Annotated in this window: 17 protein-coding genes and 1 pseudogene; 8 read left to right on the top strand and 10 right to left on the bottom strand. The window is 62.6% G+C overall.

All coding sequences use genetic code 11. From position 1 onward, the window contains the following. Positions 1-4: 4 nt before the first annotated feature. The 6 genes and pseudogenes from EEB15_RS16775 to EEB15_RS16750 form a co-directional block, all read right to left on the bottom strand. On the bottom strand, positions 5-508 hold the full coding sequence (locus EEB15_RS16775; RefSeq protein ID WP_141511015.1) for a DUF1330 domain-containing protein: 504 nt from the start codon (positions 506-508) through the stop codon (positions 5-7). A 70-nt stretch (positions 509-578) separates the two neighbouring features. Further along, a pseudogene (locus EEB15_RS16770) lies at positions 579-1696 on the bottom strand (NADH:flavin oxidoreductase/NADH oxidase). Between the two features lie 43 nt (positions 1697-1739). Continuing rightward, positions 1740-2684 (bottom strand): alpha/beta hydrolase, encoded by a 945-nt coding sequence (locus EEB15_RS16765; RefSeq protein ID WP_141511086.1) that lies wholly within the window; start codon positions 2682-2684, stop codon positions 1740-1742. Positions 2685-2737: 53 nt separating this feature from the next. Continuing rightward, the gene (locus EEB15_RS16760; protein WP_141511013.1) at positions 2738-3178 is read right to left on the bottom strand and encodes a MarR family winged helix-turn-helix transcriptional regulator; all 441 of its coding nucleotides are present in this window, start codon (positions 3176-3178) and stop codon (positions 2738-2740) included. A 33-nt stretch (positions 3179-3211) separates the two neighbouring features. After that, positions 3212-4090, bottom strand: coding sequence for a 3-keto-5-aminohexanoate cleavage protein (locus EEB15_RS16755; RefSeq protein WP_141511012.1), 879 nt, complete (start codon positions 4088-4090; stop codon positions 3212-3214). A gap of 33 nt (positions 4091-4123) precedes the next feature. After that, positions 4124-5119 (bottom strand): 3-hydroxyacyl-CoA dehydrogenase NAD-binding domain-containing protein, encoded by a 996-nt coding sequence (locus tag EEB15_RS16750; RefSeq protein WP_141511011.1) that lies wholly within the window; start codon positions 5117-5119, stop codon positions 4124-4126. Between the two features lie 193 nt (positions 5120-5312). On the opposite strand from EEB15_RS16750, the gene EEB15_RS16745 reads away from it, so the two are divergent. From EEB15_RS16745 to EEB15_RS16735, 3 genes are all read left to right on the top strand, one after another. Then, on the top strand, positions 5313-6371 hold the full coding sequence (locus tag EEB15_RS16745; RefSeq protein WP_233259519.1) for a tripartite tricarboxylate transporter substrate-binding protein: 1059 nt from the start codon (positions 5313-5315) through the stop codon (positions 6369-6371). Positions 6372-6453: 82 nt separating this feature from the next. Continuing rightward, positions 6454-7551, top strand: a complete 1098-nt coding sequence (locus EEB15_RS16740) for an SMP-30/gluconolactonase/LRE family protein (RefSeq protein WP_141511010.1) — start codon at positions 6454-6456, stop codon at positions 7549-7551. Next, entirely contained in the window at positions 7548-8483 is a 936-nt protein-coding gene (locus EEB15_RS16735) for an AraC family transcriptional regulator (RefSeq protein WP_141511009.1), read from the top strand. Before EEB15_RS16740 ends, EEB15_RS16735 begins: the two co-directional genes overlap by 4 nt. A gap of 67 nt (positions 8484-8550) precedes the next feature. Here the strand turns inward: EEB15_RS16735 and EEB15_RS16730 are convergent, their stop codons facing one another. After that, a complete protein-coding gene (locus EEB15_RS16730; RefSeq protein WP_141511008.1) occupies positions 8551-9831 on the bottom strand; it encodes a serine hydrolase in 1281 nt (426 codons plus the stop codon). 344 nt (positions 9832-10175) lie between these two features. Here EEB15_RS16730 and EEB15_RS16725 point away from each other — a divergent pair, with 344 nt between their 5' ends. The 3 genes from EEB15_RS16725 (at position 10176) to EEB15_RS16715 (ending at position 13953) form a co-directional block, all read left to right on the top strand. Beyond that, complete coding sequence (locus EEB15_RS16725) at positions 10176-11231, top strand: porin (protein ID WP_141511007.1); 1056 nt, start codon at positions 10176-10178, stop codon at positions 11229-11231. A gap of 177 nt (positions 11232-11408) precedes the next feature. Continuing rightward, a complete protein-coding gene (locus tag EEB15_RS16720; RefSeq protein WP_158290144.1) occupies positions 11409-13127 on the top strand; it encodes a tannase/feruloyl esterase family alpha/beta hydrolase in 1719 nt (572 codons plus the stop codon). Between the two features lie 49 nt (positions 13128-13176). Next, complete coding sequence (locus EEB15_RS16715) at positions 13177-13953, top strand: SDR family oxidoreductase (RefSeq protein ID WP_141511005.1); 777 nt, start codon at positions 13177-13179, stop codon at positions 13951-13953. Positions 13954-13959: 6 nt separating this feature from the next. Here the strand turns inward: EEB15_RS16715 and EEB15_RS16710 are convergent, their stop codons facing one another. The 3 genes from EEB15_RS16710 to EEB15_RS16700 all read right to left on the bottom strand — a co-directional run bounded on the left by EEB15_RS16710 (position 13960) and on the right by EEB15_RS16700 (position 17468). Next, entirely contained in the window at positions 13960-14832 is an 873-nt protein-coding gene (locus EEB15_RS16710; RefSeq protein WP_158290143.1) for an AraC family transcriptional regulator, read from the bottom strand. 77 nt (positions 14833-14909) lie between these two features. Further along, positions 14910-16613, bottom strand: a complete 1704-nt coding sequence (locus EEB15_RS16705) for an acyl-CoA dehydrogenase family protein (RefSeq protein WP_141511084.1) — start codon at positions 16611-16613, stop codon at positions 14910-14912. 120 nt (positions 16614-16733) lie between these two features. Further along, positions 16734-17468, bottom strand: a complete 735-nt coding sequence (locus EEB15_RS16700; RefSeq protein ID WP_141511003.1) for a GntR family transcriptional regulator — start codon at positions 17466-17468, stop codon at positions 16734-16736. A gap of 242 nt (positions 17469-17710) precedes the next feature. Here EEB15_RS16700 and EEB15_RS16695 point away from each other — a divergent pair, with 242 nt between their 5' ends. Further along, a complete protein-coding gene (locus EEB15_RS16695; protein ID WP_158290142.1) occupies positions 17711-18736 on the top strand; it encodes a porin in 1026 nt (341 codons plus the stop codon). A 221-nt stretch (positions 18737-18957) separates the two neighbouring features. Next, the gene (locus EEB15_RS16690) at positions 18958-19917 is read left to right on the top strand and encodes a tripartite tricarboxylate transporter substrate binding protein (RefSeq protein WP_233259518.1); all 960 of its coding nucleotides are present in this window, start codon (positions 18958-18960) and stop codon (positions 19915-19917) included. The last annotated feature ends 19 nt before the right edge of the window (positions 19918-19936 follow it).

The following is a 19936-nucleotide window of genomic DNA, read 5'->3' as shown; positions in this document are numbered from 1 at the left end:
GCCATCACGGTGCTGTGGTTGCGCCCGTGCCAGGGGTCGCCGGCTGGGACTGAACCATCGATATCCCCGCCGTGGTGTTGGCCAGAACGATCTGCTTTTCGACGCCGTTCTCGCGATCGAGATTGGCCTTCCGGTAGTCCTTGTGCGTGACCATGTCGATGAATGCCGCACGGCTCGGATACTCCACCACGAAAGCCACATCCCAATTGACGTCGCTGCCCTGGTTCAGCACAGAATGGTCCACCTTGCCTAGCCAAATCGTTTTGCCGCCGCGCTGCAGCGTCATGGGGATGGCCACCGCGGTGTAGCGGGTGTAGGCATCCAGGCCGGTGCCGTTGCCATCCAGTGACTTGGCGCGGAACTTGATGAGATTCAGCATGACGACGGGCTTGCCGTCCGGATGATTCTTGAGCGCTTCAACTTCGAAACCGCCCCAATCCTTGGCTGCGGCGAACGAGGGAGATGCAAGTCCCCGCGCGAGGGCGAAAATAGCAGCGAGTGTTTTCATGAGGGTGGGCCGGTGAAATGAGGGCCGATTGTCGGGAGCGAGGGGCTCCTCCGCCTCACGGCACTCGAGCCTATCGTTGTCCGAAGCTCACTTCATCCTGAACAAGTTCTCGTGCTCCCGAGGCTGCGAACGCCAATACTGTTTTGGGGCGTGGACATGCGCGCCAAGTTTCGCGGCCGCGTGCCAGGGCCAGCGCGGGTCATACAACATCGCCCTGGCCAGAGACACGGCATCCGCTTCGCCCTTCGCGATGATCGCCTCTGCCTGCTCCGGCTCGGTGATCATGCCCACCGCTATCGTAGGCAGCCCCACTTCGGACCTCACCTTTTGCGCGTAGGGTACTTGGTAGCCCGGCCCGGGCTTGATGGCCTGTGCAGGTGAAACACCGCCGGTGGTAACGTGAATGGCGGCGCAGCCGCGTGACTTCAACGCGTGCGACAGCGCTATCGTCCCGTCGATGTCCCATCCACCGGGCACCCAGTCGGTCGCAGAGATACGCATCCAAACTGGCTTCTCGGCTGGAAACGCGCCACGTACGGCGTCGAACACCTCCAATGGAAAGCGCATGCGGTTCTCCACGCTGCCGCCGTAAGCGTCTTCGCGCTTGTTCGCTATGGGCGACAAGAACTGATGCAGCAGATAGCCGTGCGCGCCATGCACCTCGATTCCGTCAAATCCCAAACGCGCGGCGCGGCGTGTTGCCTCCACGAACTCATCGCGAACGCGACGCAACCCTTCGGAGTCCAGCGCCATGGGCAGGTCGTCCCCCTCTGCGTGCGGAATGGCACTGGGCGCTTCTGTTCTCCAGCCAGTCGTTTCGTGAGCCCGAACCTGCACGCCGCCGTTCCACGGGGCGCGGCTGGACCCTTTGCGACCAGCATGCGAGAGCTGGATAGCCAGCGCGATGGGGGAATGGGCTCGAACAGCGCCGAGCACGCGCGCCAGCGCCGCCTCGTTCTCATCAGAGTACAGGCCCAGGTCCTGCGCCGAAATGCGCCCACGTTGCGACACGGCGGTCACTTCAAGAATCATCAGTCCGGCGCCCGAGAGGGCCAGATGGCCCAAGTGAATCATGTGCCAGTCGGTCGCAGACCCCTCTTCGGCCGAGTACTGGCTCATCGGCGCAATGACGATCCGGTTGGGCATGCGCAAATTGTTCAACGACCAGGGCTCGAATAGTCGGCTCATTTTCTTAAGCGCGTTCAGATGTCAATTTAGACTGGGTTCGCAGTCAGCGCGGCAGCAGCGCCGCTTTCAACTGCGCCGCGCAAAGCTGCACCGCGACGCCAGCCTCATCGATGACTTTGCCCATGGTGAAGAAGCCATGGACCTGTCGCTCGAAGCAAATCAAGGTGGCGCGGCTGCCTGCCTCGGAGAGCCGCTGCGCGTACTGGGCCCCTTCGTCGCGCAGCGGGTCAAACCCGGCAGTCAGCACAAACGCAGGGGGCAGGTTCGAGTGATCTTTGTGTAGCAACGGAGAAGCTCTCCAGTCCAGAAACCCTTTCTCGTCGCCCACATACTCGCCACAGCAATACGCCAACGCATCGCTGGTCAGCAGATAACCCTGGCCATTCGCCTGATGCGATCGCGCAACCCGGCGCATGTCGGTGACCGGATAGATGAGCAACTGGAAACGCAACCCCAGTCCGCCGACCTCCCGCGCGGCCAGCGCGGTCACGGCGGCGAGGTTGCCCCCCGCACTGTCGCCGCCAACCGCGAGCCGTTCAGCATCGATCGACAGCGCTGGTGCATTCCCGGCGACCCACTTGAGCGCCGCAAGGGCATCGTCTGCCGCGGCGGGAAAGCGATGCTCTGGCGCGAGGCGGTAGTGCACCGCGACGATGGCGCAGCCCGAGCCGTTGGCCAGTTCCCGGCAAAGGGTGTCATGGGTGTCCAGATCCCCGACGACCCAGCCGCCACCATGAAAGTAGACGAGCGCGGGCAGGGCCTGGTTCTCCTGGCCGCCGGCCGGCCGGTACAGGCGCAATGCCATGGGGCCGCCCGGCCCGGGCATCACAAGTTGACGAGACAGCGCCACCGCCGGGGGCGACGGCTGCGTGGCCGCACCTCGGTCACGATATGCGACGCGCCCTTCATTGGGTTCCAGCGCGTGCAAAGGCGGCGCCCCTCCATCCTCTATTCGCCGGAGCAGCCCGCGAGTTTGGGGGTGCAGCATGGAATCCGTCATATCAATCTCCTGGCTCTGTGAGCCCCGACACCCTGTACCGATCAGCTGTCACCGTGGCGGCGGGAAGCCATTTTGCTCAAGAGCTCGCCCAACAAGAGCCGCTCTGCGTTCGTCAAGTTATCAAACAAGGTCAGTTCGCCCTCCAGCAAGCGGCGCGTTGCTTCGCCAGAAATGTGTGAGCCTTCCGGTGTCGCATGGAGTGTGTGCGCCCGGCGATCGGATTGGCAAGCTCTTCGGACCACGAATCCACGTTCTTCCAGCAGAACCACGCGGGTCACCATGTTCGGAGGACTCATGGCCAGCGACCTGGCGATCTGCGCACTCGTGATGCCAGAGCTTCCATGAATCAGGCAGAGCATGGTGTATTCGATGGGTCTCAGTCGCAGGGGCTCGCCAACGCACCGCTCGAACAGCCCCCGCGTGGCGATTGACGCTTGCGCGACCTGGTATCCAAGCACGCTGGAAATCTGCGGACTGCTCATGCTGGAGTTGTCCCCGGTGGCTCCCCTCGCGCGTCAGGGCTTCAATCCCAGAATGGCGCGAGCCTGAGCAGGTGAAGCGATCGCCGGGCCCAGGCTTTCGACCAGATGGCGTGCTTTGACCACTTGTTCGGCATTGCTCTTTGCGAAGGCCCCCCTGGCGATGTATGCGTTGTCTTCCATTCCCACGCGCACGTGCCCGCCCAGCAACGCCGACTGCATCGCCATCGGGAACTGGTTGCGGCCGATGCCGAACCCTTGCCATTGCGCCCCAGCCGGAAGGCGGTTGCGCAGGTAGAGCATGCTTTCGGGGTCCGCGGGAATGGTGAAGTTCAACCCCATGACGAACGAGTACATGCCGGGACCATCGAGCGCCCCCTTCTTGATGAGATGCTCCGCAAGCACGACGTCACCGGCGTCGAAGAGTTCGATCTCCGGCTTCACTCCCGCATCGCGGGCCATGTGCGCCATGCGCGTGAGCACCTGCTCCGTGCTGATGACGACACCGCCGAACACTTGTGCGGTCACCAGGTCCAACGTGCAGATCTCGGGCTTGAGCTTGAGCACGTGCTCCATGCGCTTCTCTGCGCTCCAGATGTGCGTTCCGGGGCCCGCTTCCATGGGCAACATCGGGTCCTTCGGGTAGAACCCCGATCCCAGCCCCGTAGTCAGGTTGAGAATCACGTCCTTGTTTTTTTCCCGGATCAGCCCCACGGCTTCCTCGTAGAGCGCGAGCTCACCCGAAAACTCGCCAGTCGCGGGATCTCGAACATGGACGTGAAGAATCGCGGCGCCGGCATCGGCCGCTTCGAGGCCCGACTGGGCGATCTGGGCGGGCGTGACCGGTTGCGCCGGATTGCTGGAGAGCGGCCCGGCGCCGGTTAGCGCGCAGGTGATGATGATGGTTTCTTGCATGTTTGACTCTTGAGAGAAGTGTCTTGTCGACTGCTATGGGAGATTTCGCCGACCCGCTTTCGCCGTGATGAGTTCGATGAGGAACTCATCGCGCGCCTGCACGACGGCGGCCGGGTCAAAGCCCGCAAGCAGCTGTTCGGCGTGGTTGAAAATCAGCTGTTTCAGTTCCGGCGTCAGCCGGGTCTGGTGAAGGTCCTGCCACCACCCGTCAAGGGACGCGCCCAGGTGGTCGAGAGAGTGACGCATGCCTCCAGCACCTCCGGCGAGCATCTGGATTGCAAATGGGCCGAGCAGAGCCCAGCGAAGCCCGATGCCATGCGACATCGCCGTATCGATGTCTTCCATATCGACCACACCGTCCTGCACCAGGCCATAGGCTTCCCGCCACACCGCGGCTTGCAATCGGTTGGCGACATGGGCGGTCACCTCCTTGCGCACGTGGATCGGTCGCTTCCCTACGGAGCGGTAGAACGACATGGCAGAGGAGATTGCGTCCGCAGACGTTAGCCGGCCGCCCACAACCTCGACGAGCGGGATCAAGTGCGGCGGATTGAAGGGATGCCCGACGAGCACGCGCTCCGGGTGCTTGCACAGGTCCTGCATCTGCGACGGCCGCAAGCCAGAAGAACTGCTGGCCAAGATGATGTGGGGCGCCGCGGCCTCGTCGAGCTTGGCGAACAGCTCCCTCTTCATGTCCACTCGTTCGGGCCCGTTCTCCTGGACGAAGTCGGCGCGCTCTACTGCTCGTTGGGCGTCGGCCTGAAACTCCAGCCTTCCGGTATTGGCAGACGGATGCATACCAAGCCTGCCCGCCTGTTCCCAGTGCTCCGCGACAAACGCCCGCAGCCGGCTCTCGGCGCCCTCCGATGGATCGCAAGCCACCACATCCAGTCCGCGCACCAGGAAGTGCAATGCCCAGCTTGCCCCGATGAGCCCGCAACCGACGACCGAAACGGTTTGCACCACGATATGTGTCTCCACTCTTTTGAACTGCGCGTATTTGCCCTTCACACGGTTGTGCAAAGGCATGGCGATTACAGCGTGAGACGGCGCACGGCCTTTCCAGTTGCTGCGCGAACTGTCCGCTTCTTGCTCAGACGAGGGTTTCCACGAACGCGGGTGCGATGTAGCAGCGGGACAAGCATCAGGGCATACCCGCGCCCGCGCAAGAAAGCGATAGACAGCGCAAGAACGGAAAGATGGGGGTGCTTGAATCCGAATCTTGAAGCACCTGCGCCGTCGCATACCGAGGAGCGCAATGCTGATCGATCGACATCAATTCATATCCAGGAGACAAGAAATGCCCACACGCCGCAAATTCGCCGGTCAGCTGGCCGGTATCGCAGCATTGGCCGCTGCCCCACTTCGCTACGCGCACGCACAGAACCTCGACCTTGCGAGGATTCTTGTCGGTTTTCCACCAGGAGGGGGCACCGACGCGATCGCCCGGCGCCTCGCTGAAAGAATGCGTGGGGGCTATGCCAACAACGTCATCGTCGAGAACAAGCCCGGCGCCGCGATGCAGATATCCATCTCGACGCTCAAGGACAGCGCGCCAGACGGCGGCACCTTCCTGCTGACCCCGACCGCGCCTTTCTCCATCTATCCCTTTACCTACCGCAAGCTCCCCTACGTCATCGAAGATGTGGCACCGGTCACCACGGTTTGCACGTTCCCATTCGGATTTGCCGTCGGAACCGCGGTCCCTGCCAGCGTGCGCGGGGTCAGGGACTTCATCGCGTGGTGCAAGGAAAATCCGGGCAAAGCCAACTTCGGTTCGCCCGCCGCGGGCTCTACGCCCCACCTGGTCGGCATCCTGTTGTCCAAGCTGTCGGGCACGGAACTGACGCACGTGGGCTACCGTGGTGATGCGCCTGGGCTGCAGGACCTGATGGGCGGCCAGGTATCCGGTTATTTCTCGACGGCCGGCGCTTTCCTGCCGCACCTCAAGAGCGGCAGGCTGCGAATGCTGGCCGTCTCGGGGGTTGGCCGAAACTCGTTTCTGCCCGATGTTCCGACTTTTCGTGAGCAGGGCTACCCGATCACGGCGACGGAGCAGTTCGGGTTGTTCATGCCAGGAAAGACGCCGCAAAACCTCGTTCGCCGTGCTGCTGCCTACATGCAGACAGTCCTGGTGCAACCCGAAGTGACAGCCATGCTGGCAACCTTCGCGATGACCGCGAAGCCGACCACCCCGCAGGCTTTGACCGACGTGATCAAGGCCGATACCGACGAATGGCGGCGCTTGATCAAGCAGATCGGCTTTACAGCGGAGTCGTGACCTGAGCATTGCATCAACCAAGCCTTTGCGCATCTGCCCGGACTAACGGCAGCCTTCGAACCAGGGTGCCGATCCGGAACGGATGCGCAAGGAAAGATCAAGGAGTCGACCAGTGAAACATGCATTCATCAGCGCGGCGCTTGCCTTCCTGGCCTTTGGCGGAGCACACTCCAGCGCCCCTGCTCAGCCCGCATCGTGTGCGCCGGCGGGCGGACTCTCCTTCATCTGCGGTGTGCAGAACCCTGAGGACCTGGTGCTGGTTCCGGACACGGGATGGCTGCTGGCGAGCGGCATGGCGCCGGGCAGCGGGTTGCATCTTGTGAATGCCCGGGAAAAGATGGCCCGAGGGCTCTATGCGACCGGAGCCGCGGCAAGCCGCCTGGACAAAGCGAAGTTTGCCAACTGCCCTGGCCCGCTCGACCCCAAGCAGGCGGTGCTGCACGGCCTCAGCCTTCGCAAAGCGGAGGCCGGCCGCTTCACGTTGTACGCCACCAACCACGGAGGGCGGGAATCGATCGAAGTCTTCGAACTCGACACCCGCGGCGCCGCACCAACGGCCACCTGGATTGGCTGTGTCCTCATGCCGGACGGATTGGCGGCCAATAGCGTGGCGGCATTCAGCGACGGCGCAATCGTCGCGACAGTGCTCCTCATGCCTGGCAAGACATTCGAAGATGCGTTTGCCGGGCAACCGACGGGTGCGGTGTATCTCTGGGCCCCTGGCACACCGGCTTTCCGCCAGCTGCCGGGCACCGAGTTCGCCGCCAACAACGGCATCGAGACAGCGCCCGACGATCGCGAGTTCTATGTGGTTTCGTCTGCGGCAAGAAAAGTGACGGTGTTCTCGCGCGTCGACACCGCGAAGCCGCTGCGCGTCGCGCAGTTCACGGGGTTCGCCCCCGACAACATTCGCTGGACGAGCGACGGCCGCTTGATCACGGCCGGAATGATCGATGACGAGCCATCGTGCGGGGGGCCGCCGAAGAACCTGGCGGGCATCCTGTGTTCGCGCGGCTATGTCGTTGCGACCATCGACCCGAAGTCGATGGCTGTCACGGAAATAGCCCGAGGACCCGCGAACACTTCTTTCACTGGGGCCTCCATCGCGATGCCGGTCGGGAACGAACTGTGGATCGGTTCGTTCAATTCCGATCGACTGGCTTATCGTCCGCTCAAGTGAAGACCGAAGAAATCGGACTCAGCTACCAGGAGGTCTTGCGCAGCATCGACATGTCGCGCCTGAAGCGCCTCGCGGAAGAGGCGCCGGGCGACGACCCAGCACGCACCATCCGATCCATGGTGACTGCGGACAGCAAGGCGCTGGGCTACAGCGACCTCCTGGTGTGGGAGCAGCACGCCGTCACGCACGAATACTACGTTCCCCCCAACAACCGCTACGATATTTTCATCCGATACTCGGCGACGTCTCCGGTCGTGCAATGGCGCGAGGGAGTGCTCGACGTGCGCCAACACTCCGCGGGACAGGTGGTCATCGCACCGCCGTACCAGCCTCTCTATTTTCGCACCTTCGGCCCAGGCCACAACGTTCACCTCAGTATCACGCCGGCGCTGCTGATGAAGGCGACGGGACATGATTGTCCGAACGCCGCGATCCGCTTGCGCAATTGTTTCGGCGAGGCAGACGGCGTGATCAACAGCATGGGCCGGGCCTTGCTGGAGTACGTGAAAGCGCCGGGCGCACGGCCGAGAGACTTTCTTGAGCCCGCCGGCATGGCCCTTGCCGTTCGTTTGCTTGAGCGCTTCGGTGAAGCCGGCGAGACCCCGCGAGGTAAGCTGAGCGCCCTTCAACTGGCCCGTATCGACGAGTACATCACTGATCAACTCGATAGCCCCGTGTCCCTTTCGGCCATGGCGCAGCTGCTTGATCTGAGCCCTCACGCGTTTTACCGCGCGTTCAAGGCGACGCTCGGCCTGGCACCTCTTCGGTATTCGCTGCAGTTGCGCATGCGCCGTGCCCGCGACCTCGTTGAAGGCACGACCAAGCCGATCGGGGAGATCGGCACAGTCGTCGGGTTCCCGGACCTGGCCCACTTCTCCAACACATTCCGAAAGTACTGGGGCCTGCCGCCGACACACTTGCGTCGCCACTAGCTCCAGTACACCCCGTGTTGCGGGAATTGGGTCGGCGTGGCCGTGGTATCTGTATGAATTCGGCGCGCTATTTTTCGACGGCCCCGTACACCATGTTGCGCAGCACCGAGCGGTAAGGCGTGCGCTGCTTGGGCGACTGCATCATCAGCATCACGAACATATTGGTCTTGGGATCGACCCAGAAGTACGTGCCGCCCGCGCCGCCCCAGTAGTATTCGCCGGCCGGCGTGATGTAGGAAGCCTCGCCGTTGACTTTGCGCACGGCAAAGCCAAGCCCGAAGCCGTAGCCGGGCCCCGGCAGGTACAAGGGCGTCAGGGCCACACCCGCGCCGAGGTGATCGGAGGTCATGTACTCGATGGTCTTCGGGCTGAGGTATCGCTTGCCGTCCAGCACGCCCCCATTGAGCATCATCTGCAGGAAGCGGGCGTAGTCGTTCGCAGTGGATACCATGCCGGCACCGCCGGACTCCAGCTTTTCCACCACCCGTGGATCTCCCATGACGAAGTTGACCCCCAAGTCGCGGTCGTCCGGCAACGGCTCGGCAATGCGGGCCTGGCGTGCGGCGTCGGTGACATAGAAACTGGTGTCTTTCATCCCCAGTGGATCGAGCAGGCGCGCGCGCAGCAAGGAATGCAGGCTCTGGCCCGATACCACCTCGAGCACACGGCCAAGCACGTCGGTCGAATAGCCGTAGTCCCAGGTGCTGCCGGGCTGGTAGTGCAGCGGCACGCTGGCCAGTTTGTCGGCGAATTCCGCGGTCGTCAGCCCGCCTTCGATGGCGCCGATGCCGGCGCTGAGATAGGCCTTCTTCACCAGCGAATCTCCGAAGAAGCCGTAGGTCAGGCCGGACGTGTGCCGCATCAAATCCTGCACGGTGATGGGACGGCGTGCTGGTACCAGCTCCAGCGTCTTGACGCCGGCGGCATCGGTCTTTTCCACGCCGACCTTGACGTTCGCAAAGCTGGGGATGTAGGCGGACACCGGCGACTCGAGCCTGAGCTTTCCTTCCTCGGCCATCATCATCGCTGCCACCGTCACCAGCGGCTTCGTCATCGAATAGATGCGAAAGATGCTGTCGCGGTTCATCGGCTCGGGCCGCGCCGGATTCTGCAGACCGAAGGTTTCGTAGTAGCCCACCTTGCCGTTGCGCGCGATCACGATGACTGCGCCGGGCACGCGCTTGGCCGCGATTTCGCCCTTCATCCATGCACTGATGCGGTCCAGCCGTTCGGGAGAAAGGCCGAGCTCTTCGGGACGCGCAGTGGGCAGGCTCTGCGCCATTAACCCGTGCACCGCCAGTAGCAGCGCGGCGCCGGCCAACCATTTACGCGACAAAGCCATGTTCATGTCATTTTCCTTTTGGTTGTTCCGAGGAGCCCTGCCGCACATGGAGCGAGGCGAGCCACAGTGTTCTTAGCAAGCAGGCAGCACCTGCTGCGGAGTAACCCTGCAACGGCGCAGGATTGCTAAAGGCGCCGCAAGGTAACTAAAGATTGGCGCGACATCGGCGTGAGCTCGACCACCTATTGAGCCATTCCATCAGGATCGTCGGCTAGGGGCAAACCCGAGCCGCTGTAGCAAATGCACAAGGACAGCGGTTCCTTCCAAACGCCAACGATTGCTCGGCATCAACAATCGTTCGCCTGCTGAGATCAGCGGGAAAAACGTACAACCCCCGGAGACACGCCCTCATGAAAAAGTCGCTTATCGCCATGGCCGCACTGGCCGCTGCCTGCACTGCCTCTGCTCAATCCACGGTCACGCTGTTCGGCGTGGTCGATGCAACCCTGAAAGTCGGCCATGGCAGTGCGAGCAACAAGACCCAGCTAGGGAGCTCTGGCCTGACCAGCTCGCGCCTGGGCTTTCGCGGCACTGAAGACCTGGGGGGCGGCATGTCCGCCTCGTTCTGGCTGGAGGGCGACCTGAACGCCGACAACGGCGAAGGCGCCGCCACCAACACCAACAACCAGGCCTCGGGTACAGGTGCTGCCGTCGCTGGCCGCCAGGGCCTGACGTTCAATCGCCGCTCGACCGTGAGCCTGGCCGGTGGCTGGGGCGAGCTGCGGCTGGGTCGTGACTACACGCCCCAGTTCTGGAATCTGACCATATTCGATCCGTTCTTCACGCTCGGCGTGGGCAGCACTCAAACCATCGGATCCATCATTACCGGCGCGACTGCGGCCCGCGCCTCCAACAGTATCGGCTACCTTCTGCCGCCTAACCTGGGCGGCTTCTACGGCCAGGTCCAGGCGTACCTGGGCGAGAACAACACGGGGCCGGTGACGCAAGACGACGGCAAGGGCGCCGCTGTGCGCGTTGGCCTGGAAAGCGGGCCTTTCAACGTGGCCGTGGCGGTGAGCCGCACCGAATACGCTACCGGCAACGTCCGCCAGAACAACGTCGCCGGCCAGTGGACTTTTGGCTTTGGCAAGGTCATGGGCCAGATCACGCGTGACCGGGCCGGCGCTGTCGACGGCAAGGGCTGGCTGCTCGGCGGGGTGTTCCCTGTGGGCAGCGGCGATATCCGCGCTTCGTACTCGGCTTACGAATCCACGGCTGTCGGTACGCCGGAGACCAAAAAATTGGCGTTGGGGTACGTGCACAACCTATCGAAGCGCACTGCCGTTTATGCCACCTGGGCCCGCGTGAAGAATGGGGGCAGCGCTGTCGTGGCACTGAACGGCTCCACGACCGGTGTCAACGCCTCCTCCAGCGGCCTCGACATCGGGCTGCGCCACAGCTTCTGATGATTCTTATCCTGCACCCTCACGGACGCAGGTTGATCGGAATGAAATTGCAAGTTTCTCGCCGGTCTTGCGCATCGAGCGGTTCGCCGCTCGATGCTCTTTTTTCTGCAATCGCGGCTATCCAGCGCCGCGTCGTTCTGGCCGCGGGCCCTGATAGCGAACCCACTGAAAGTAAATATGCAAACCAAACTCTGGACAATCATCGCGTGCGCCGCGTTGCCCGTGCTCAACGGGTGCGGCGGCTCTTCTGCCCCGCCTCCACCGGCCGTGGCTTTCAACTGCGCGGCCATCAAGGATTTTTCCTTGGCAAACCTGAGCGTGATCCGTGCCGACCGGGTGGAAGCAAACACGGCCAAGCCCGCTGACCCGTTTTCCGGCGCACCGGTAGGCGAGTACCTGCCCGCGCACTGCGTGGTAGAGGGTGCCATCAACGCGCGTACCGGAAAAGCTTTCTCCATGAACCCGGCCACGTTCACGGTCTCGCAGGTCGATGCGTCATACGCCATCGGCTTCGAACTGCGCTTGCCGAAGGACTGGAACGGACGATTCTTCTTTCAAGGCGGCGGCGGACTGGATGGCCTCCTCAGGCAAGCGGTTGGAGTGTTCGACCCGCAGCAGGGCGCTGCGGCCAACGCGCTGGCACGCGGGTTCGCCGTGGTGTCCACGGACGCCGGCCATCGGGGCACGAGCGCCTTCGACGGCAACTTCGGCGCCGATGCGCAGGCACGGATCGACTACGCCTACAACGCCGTTGACCAGGTGACGCTCAAGTCCAAGGACATCGTGCAACGCTACTACGGCAAGCAGCCCGACAAGTCTTACTTCGTCGGATGCTCTAACGGCGGCCGGCAAGCGATGCTCGCGTCGCAGCGCTTCGCGTCGCACTTCGACGGGATCGTCGCCGGAGACCCCGGGTTCAATCTCATGAATGCAGTAAGCAACACCTTGACCGACGTGCTTGCCGTTGCCGCCATCGTGCCGCCTGGTGCGACGACGCCACTGGGCCCCGACCTGGGCAAGGCCTTCTCACAGGCAGACCGGGCTCTCATTGGGTCCGCCATCGTCGGAAGGTGCGACGTCAAGGGCCGCGACAATCTGGCAGACGGCATCATTTCCGATCCGCAAGCCTGCGACTTCAATCCACAAGCGCATATTCCGACCTGCACCGGCGCCAACGACGGCACCTGCCTGTCGGTCGGCCAGAAAGGCGCATTGGCGGCGATGACGAGCGGCGGAAAGACCTCGCAGGGCGCACCGCTCTACAGCGACTATTTCTACGATGCCGGTTTCGGAAGCGCTTCCTGGAGCATCTGGAAGCTCGATGGCATCCCTGTTCCGCTGTCGCCCGCACTCACCCTCAGCCTGGGCCTCAATCAGATTGCCGGCATGGATGGCCCGGGCAAGGTGTTCTCGACACCGGCGAACCCCGGCTTCAGCCCGTTTGCCTTCAACCCGGATGCCGACCCCGCCAAATTCGCGGAATTCGGCAAGCTGGCCAATGCGACATCGACGGATCTCTCGGCCTACAAGAGCCGCGGCGGCAAACTGATCATGTACAACGGCAACAGCGACCCGCTGTTCTCATCGAAGGACATCGTTCGCTATCACAGCGCTCTCTCCGCGGCGAATGGCGGCGATGCATCGAGCTTTGCGCGTCTCTTCCTGGTACCAGGCATGGCGCATTGCTCGGGCGGGCCGGCCACCGATGGATTCGATCCGCTGACGGCCATTCAAACCTGGGTTGAACAAGGAACCGCGCCTGAGGTCATTGTTGCCAAGGCGGGCCCGTTCACACCATGGCCTGGCCGCACCCGGCCGTTGTGCGCCCATCCCAAAGTCGCGGTGTACAAGGGAACCGGAAGCGTGGAGGATGCCTCCAACTTCTCGTGCCAATGAGTTTCAAACACACTCCCGTCATGATGGCGGGATTCGCGGAGGCAGGCTGATGTCAGGTTTGGTCAAAGGGCGGCGGGTGCTGGTGACCGCCGGCGCATCCGGGCTGGGTCTGGAAATCGCACGTGCGTTCGTTCGTGCTGGCGACACCGTCGCCGTGTGCGATATGGATGAGAACGCTTTGAGGCAGTTGTCTGAGCGTGGTGAAGATATTCACGGAATACGCTGCGATGTTGCGGACCGCGAGGGCTGCGTCGAGCTTATCCGGCAAACCTACGAGGCATTGGGCGGCCTGGATGTGCTGGTAAACAACGCGGGAATGGCCGGACCCACCGGCCAGCTCGATGAGATTGACCCGGGCGAGTGGGATCGCACGGTCGCGGTCAACCTCACCGGTACATTCAACGTCACGCGGGCTGCGATTCCGTGGCTCAAGCAGCATGGTAGCGGTGCGATCATCAACATCGGGTCGACAGCGGGCCGGATGGGCTTTCCGAACCGCAGCGCATACGCTGCGACCAAGTGGGCCATCGTCGGCTTGACCAAGACACTGGCAATCGACCTGGGGCCTTGGGGCGTGCGCGTCAACGCCGTGCTGCCGGGCGCTGTGGATGGCGAGCGTTTTCGGAACGTCATTGCCGACAAGGCCAGGCTGCGAGGCGTACCGTACGAAGAGGTATTGCGCGAAGTTCTGGCGGGCATGTCGATCAAGCGCCTGGTGCCGCCGCAGGAGGTTGCTGCGTTGGTGGCATTCCTGGCCTCGCCCGACACCAGTACGTTGTCAGGTCAGGCCGTTTCGATCGACGGGGACACACAAACCATGGCGTAGCGGCTCTTAGCAACCCTTTCGGTAGGTCATTGGCGTCACGCCCCAATACCGCCGGAAGGACTGGCTGAAATGCGCGGGCGATGAATACCCGGTTTCTGCAGCGATCTCGGAGAAGGATGCGCTGGTCTTTCTGGTCAGGCTGGCGGCGCGTTCCATGCGCTGCGCCGTGACGTACGCATGTGGCGTGGTGCCGAACGAACGCTTGAACGCGCGCGAGAAGTGGAAGGGGCTCAGCTCGAGCAATGCAGCGAGTTCGGCCACCGACCAATCAGCCTCGAGATCCGACGCGACCGCTTCCACCACCACACGCATTTCCCGCCGGGAAAGCATCGGCAGATTCCGGTTGATGGTGTCCGCCTTCGCGTAGTTCTCGACCAAATGAAGTGCGACGCCCATTGAGATGGTGTCGGCAAATGCCGGCAGCAACGATGTATCGCTGTCCAGGGACGCGAGCAGTACGTGAGCGAAGCCCGCCAGAACAGGGTCGGCTTTTCCGAAGCAGCTCCCGAGGCGAACGTCGTGCCCCGCCGCCTGCCGCAGCCATGACGGATCCAGGTCCATATGGACGTAGTCCCGGGATGCGGAACTGCGCCAGAAGCTGGGTGTTTCGGCCGGCACGATGATCGCGTCGCCTGGCTCGAGCCGGGCCGTTCCGGTGACCGTCCCTTGCCGTTGCAGGAGCTCAGTCGGCGTGGAACGCCGCAAGACGATGCAGTGGGTGCGGGCCGGAGGTACATAAAGATCACCCAGCCCCCAGACCTGGTGCCAGACCTTCAAGCCTTTCCAGGGCCTGCCCGCGCTGGTGCGTTGCACCTGCGCAAGCAGTGCTTCGCAAGGGTCGTCGAGCAGAAGCGAATCAAGCTGCCGCCAGCGCTTCACATCGATGGAATCGCCGCCTGGGGAACTGATTCGGTATTTGTCCATGGGACCTCAGGGAATGCTTGTGCGATGCGCCGCTATTGAGGGGTCTTCAGTGTCAACTGCTTGTCGATCATCTCAAGTCGCATTTTGAACTCGGGAAAAATCCAGTGTCGAAATGCATCGCCTGGCTCTTGCCATCGGGCGTCCTGGGCATTGGCGGCATCGCCGATCCGGGTCCAGGCCCAGCCGAGCAACACCAGCGCAACGGCTCGCAGGTAGTCGCCTGCCACCCAGAATGGCAGTTCAACATGGGCTTCGGCGACGCCGACGAGCTTGCTCGTCAGGGACCGGAGGCGCGCGCAGCTTGCCAGCATTTCGGCGGCTGGAGCGTTCGATTTGTCCAGCCCGCGTTCCAGGTCTTCGAGCAGGGCCGACATGCCGCGGCCCCCATCGGGCAAGACCTTCCGCACCAGCAGGTCGATCGCCTGAATCTCGTTGGTGCCCTCGTAGATCATGGTCACACGCGAGTCGCGCACCACCTGTTCGATGCCCCACTCACGGATGTAGCCATGCCCCCCGAAGACCTGCAGGCATTCGCTGGCACCGTGAAACGCCTGCTCCGTGAATGCCGCCTTCAGTACCGGCGTGACGAGTTCGCACCAACGCTGAGCCTGCACGCGGCGGCTGTCCTCAGGATGGTGTTTGGCGATGTCGAGTTCGAGTCCCGTCTGATAAGCCAATACCCGCCCTCCGTCGACCCAGCTGCGCTGCGTGTCGAGAATGCGGCGGATTGCCGGGTGCTGGACGATCAGGTCTGGTGGTGCATCGCGCGATCCGGGCGCGCGCATTTGCCTGCGTTCACGAGCGTACGCGTCGGCCTTCTGCCATGCGGCGTCCAGCAAACCGATGCCTTGCAGAGCGACGTGAAGCCGCGCCGCGTTCATCATCACGAACATGGCGTTCAGCCCGCGGCCCGGCTCGCCCACCAGCCAACCCGCAGCATCGTCGAAGCGCATGGCGCAGGTGGGGCTGCCGTGCAGGCCCATCTTTTCCTCGATGCGATCGCAATACACCTCATTCCGCCGGCCGTCCGCAAGCACCTTCGGTACCAGCAGCAACGACAAGCCCTTCGGCCCCGGCGGCGCATCTGGCAGGCGCGCGAGGACGAGGTGAACGATGTTGTCGGTGAGGTCGTGCTCGCCGCCCGAGATGAATATCTTGCTTCCACTGACATGGAAACTCCCGTCCGGCTGCGGGGTCGCGCGCGTGCGCACCAGCCCCAGATCGCTGCCCGCATGCGCCTCGCTGAGGCACATCGTGGCCAGCCATTCGCCGCTGGCGATTTTGTCCAGGTACGCCGCCTTCAGCTCGTCACTGCCCGAACGCGCGAGGCATTCATAGGCACCGTGGAGCAATCCCGGCGCCATGGTCCATCCGTGGTTGGCGGCGCTCAGCCATTCGTACAGGACGCCTTCCAGCACCCACAGCAAGCCTTGTCCTCCGTGCTCTGGCCGGCACGAAAGCGCTGGCCAACCCGCCTCCCAGAAAGACTTGTAAGCCTGGGCAAACCCAGGCGGGGTGGTGACAGCCCCTGCCTCGAAGCGGCAGCCCAGGTGGTCGCCGGCAGCGTTCAAGGGGGCTACCACCTCGGCAACGAACTTTGCCGCCTCCTCCAGAACCTGCCGCTGCAAGTCCGGATCCGCCTCGGCAAGTCCCTTCAGTGGCAGCAGCTGCCCGCTCGCATCCAACACCTCGAAAAGGATGAATTGGGCGTCTTGTGAGGCGGGTCGATAGTCCATAAATCTGATTTCGGGCGCGCGAGTGGAGTTGGTTATGGTTATATACCATAACCAGTTCGGCGTATACGGCAAGTGCCCGCGGACAGTTTCCCGACAAGGCGACTTGGATGAAGAAGTGTTCTAAGATGTTCGGGCAACGCCCGCAGGCACTTCCGGCACGGCATCGGCAGTGACCAGTACGCCCGCCGAAATGATGTGCTCTGCGGCACTTTCGATGTCTTGACGCAGTGCCTCGGCTGCCCCACCAGGATCTTTCTTCTTCAGTGCTGCGACGATCCGGCCGTGGTGATCGGCAGGAACTCCTTCAATGACCCGCGACACGTCGGTGCGCAAGTCGTAGTTGAGGATGGGTCCTACGCGCAACCAAAGCGACTCGACTATCTTCATCAGCATCGGCATGCCTGCCTGCCGGTAGATCGCGAAATGAAGCTCCTTGTTGGCCGCGATCAGTTTGGATCGGTCGGGACGCTTCTGCGATATCTCGCGGGAGAAGCGTTGGTGCAGCGACTCGATCTCCTCGAAGGCCTTGCCTTCCATGAGCCCGGTCGCCTGCACGGTTGCCAAGCCCTCGAGATTGGTGCGAACGCTGGTGATCTCGCGAAACTGACTCACGGTCAACACCGGCACACGCAGTATCCGATTGCTTGACAGTTCGAGGCCCTGTTCGGCCACCAATCGATTGACCGCCTCTCGCACAGGCATTGCACTTACGCGAAGTGCGTCGGCAATCGTGCGCAGCGAGAGTTGTTCGCCGGGCATGAGCTGGCCGCTCATCAGCAAGTCGCGCAGCTGCTTGTAGATGTCGGCGCTGAGGGTCTGGCGCGTCAGTGGCGTGACGAGGGCGGTTATTGCCATACGCTGAAGTATAGGCACAGTGTGATCTGTGAGCACAGATATCCACGCACACCAGCCAGGGGCCCGGATCGGCGATCGGCGACAAGACTTCGGTCGAAGTTGGCCGGGTAATTACCTATTAGGTATCTGTGATCACATGCTTATGATCACACTCGCTGAGCAGCCGAATATTTTGGTTTGCCTGTCTGATGACGTCGGCCGGCCAAGGACAACACTTTTTTGCAAAACGACAGGAGACTCACTTGAAAATCCATGCACTCCCTACTCTGGTCGCCGCGGGTTGCGCCTTGGCTTGTGGCGCAGCCAGCGCCCAGTCGAGCGTCAAGCTTTCCGGCTTTCTCGATGTAGCGGCGATTTCGACGGTCGCCAATGGCGCTCGAACCACGAAGCTCGGTGGCCTGGGGGCCAGCGATCTGGTCTTCTCCGGCACGGAGGACTTGGGCGGCGGCGTCGCCGCGACCTTCCGTCTGGCCAGCCGCTTTGAACTGGACAGCGGCTTGCAAACCAGCCGTTCCTTCTTTCACGAAGAATCGACCGTCGGACTGGCAGGAGGGTTCGGCTCGATTCGCCTTGGCCGCGGCCTGACGGCGCTGTGGAACACCGACTGGCAGTATGACCCGTGGGGCAATTTCGATCGCGTCGCCTCGCCAGCGTGGCAGCTGTACCACGGCAACTCACCCTCATCGCCCGCCAGCCCCACCGGCGGCGCGCCAGGAACGACGGGTCTGGCGACTGAATATGCCCGGATCGACAACGGCATCTTCTATCAATCGCCCACGCTCGGCGGCTTCAAAGTTGAAGTTACCGGTGAAGTGGAAAGAAACTCCGCGGACCCTGACGCCAAGAAGCGAAATCTTGGTGGCGCAATTCATTACAGCCAAGGTGCGTTGAACGCGTCCATCGCCGCTGAACGCAACAGCCGAGACAACAAGGTCTATTTCGCCGGCATCAAGTACAACCTGGGCGCAGCCACATTGATGGCCGCTTACGACCACGAAAAGGCACCGTCTGGCCAAACCTATTTCACGGGCAAATCCGACAACCGCACGGCCACACTGGGCGCCACCTATACGGTGGATGCCACGACCCTGAAACTGGGCTATGGCCGGCAGCTGGACGCCCACGCGAACTTCATCGGGGCCGGCGTGTCGTACGCACTGTCCAAGCGTACGAACCTCGTCGCCAGCGTGGGACATTCGGGCAAAAAGCTTTGGGGCGCGTCCGACGCCAGTACGGCGTACGGCGTGGGAATCAACCACTCGTTCTAAGCCAAATTTCCCCGGTCAAACATGGCTAAAAGGGTCGCACAGGCGACCCTTTTGCTTTTCGCAGCCCGCCGCCATGCGCCCTGGCGTAGCCATCGCTCACTCGGAAATTGCGGTCAACCCGCTTGCGTATCTGTGATCACACATATATGATCTCCTGTTTTCGTGCAGTGCGATTGCAAATGGAGAAATGAATGAACACCTCTAGACGCGAAGTTTTGAAAATGGCCGCCACCGGAGCGGTCATCTCGGCCGTCGGGCCCCTCCCCGCAGTGGCGCAGACGGCGCAATGGCCATCCAAGCCAATTTCCCTGCTCGTCGGCTACCCGCCCGGCGGGTTGACCGACGCCGGGTCGAGGTTCATCAGCAGAGGAATGGCGACGGCGCTGGCTCAACCGGTCCTGGTCGAGAACAAGCCTGGAGCCGGCGGGAACATCGCCGCAGCCGAAGTGCAGCGTGCCAACGACCCGTACAGGCTCCTTGTGGCGAACACCAGCTTCACCATCAATCCTCATACGTACCCGACGGCTGCGCCCATTCCGACGGATTTCACGCCCATCGGCTTGATCCTCGAGTCTCAATTGGTGCTGGTGGTCAATCCGGCGGCGCCGGCGAAAAACCTGTCCGAGTTCATTGCATGGGTCAAGGCAGACAGCAACAAGGGTTTCAGCTACGCCTCGTCAGGCAACGGCGGCAATACGCATCTGGCAATGGAGTACTTCCGGGAACGCGTGAGCTTGCCCAAGATGAGCCAAGTGCCCTATCGCGGCAGTGCACCTGCCATTCAGGACCTGGTCGGAAATCAGGTGCCTTGCATGATGGACGCGGCATCCCTGTTGATTCCGTTCATTTCGAGCGGCAAGCTGCGGCCCATTCTCGTGACCGGCAGCTCGCGGCTCGCGGCGCTGCCCGACGTGCCTACGGCCGCGGAGCTTGGCATCAAGGACTTCGTCGTGACCGTATTCGTGGGCCTTTACGGTCCGCCGAAGTTGCCCGCCGATGTCGTGTCGAAAGCCAACGCTGCGATGAACGCCGCGCTTGCGGATCCAGCGGTCAGCTCCCAGATTGTGAAGAATGGCGACATGGTTGGCGGGGGCACAGCCGAGCGATTTGCCGCCCTGACGCGGGACAACTACAAGCTTTGGGGTGAGGTGGCGAAGAGAAACAACATTCGCGCCGACTAGACGCAAATTCCACTGCTGC

The sequence above is a fragment of the Ramlibacter sp. WS9 genome (genome assembly GCF_003797765.1).
Taxonomy (GTDB): Bacteria; Pseudomonadota; Gammaproteobacteria; order Burkholderiales; family Burkholderiaceae_C; genus Ramlibacter.
The sequence above is the reverse complement of the archived record's forward strand: the minus strand, read 5'-3'. Positions and strand labels throughout refer to the sequence as shown.

Excerpts from the sequence above, each read along its gene's own strand:
- EEB15_RS16775 (WP_141511015.1), bottom strand. The coding sequence starts at position 508 with ATGAAAACACTCGCTGCTATTTTCGCCCTCGCGCGGGGACTTGCATCT.
- EEB15_RS16765 (WP_141511086.1), bottom strand. The coding sequence starts at position 2,684 with ATGCTGCACCCCCAAACTCGCGGGCTGCTCCGGCGAATAGAGGATGGA.
- EEB15_RS16760 (WP_141511013.1), bottom strand. The coding sequence starts at position 3,178 with ATGAGCAGTCCGCAGATTTCCAGCGTGCTTGGATACCAGGTCGCGCAA.
- EEB15_RS16755 (WP_141511012.1), bottom strand. The coding sequence starts at position 4,090 with ATGCAAGAAACCATCATCATCACCTGCGCGCTAACCGGCGCCGGGCCG.
- EEB15_RS16750 (WP_141511011.1), bottom strand. The coding sequence starts at position 5,119 with ATGCCTTTGCACAACCGTGTGAAGGGCAAATACGCGCAGTTCAAAAGA.
- EEB15_RS16740 (WP_141511010.1), top strand. The coding sequence starts at position 6,454 with ATGCGCAAGGAAAGATCAAGGAGTCGACCAGTGAAACATGCATTCATC.
- EEB15_RS16730 (WP_141511008.1), bottom strand. The coding sequence starts at position 9,831 with ATGAACATGGCTTTGTCGCGTAAATGGTTGGCCGGCGCCGCGCTGCTA.
- EEB15_RS16725 (WP_141511007.1), top strand. The coding sequence starts at position 10,176 with ATGAAAAAGTCGCTTATCGCCATGGCCGCACTGGCCGCTGCCTGCACT.
- EEB15_RS16720 (WP_158290144.1), top strand. The coding sequence starts at position 11,409 with ATGCAAACCAAACTCTGGACAATCATCGCGTGCGCCGCGTTGCCCGTG.
- EEB15_RS16715 (WP_141511005.1), top strand. The coding sequence starts at position 13,177 with ATGTCAGGTTTGGTCAAAGGGCGGCGGGTGCTGGTGACCGCCGGCGCA.
- EEB15_RS16705 (WP_141511084.1), bottom strand. The coding sequence starts at position 16,613 with ATGGACTATCGACCCGCCTCACAAGACGCCCAATTCATCCTTTTCGAG.
- EEB15_RS16700 (WP_141511003.1), bottom strand. The coding sequence starts at position 17,468 with ATGGCAATAACCGCCCTCGTCACGCCACTGACGCGCCAGACCCTCAGC.
- EEB15_RS16690 (WP_233259518.1), top strand. The coding sequence starts at position 18,958 with ATGGCCGCCACCGGAGCGGTCATCTCGGCCGTCGGGCCCCTCCCCGCA.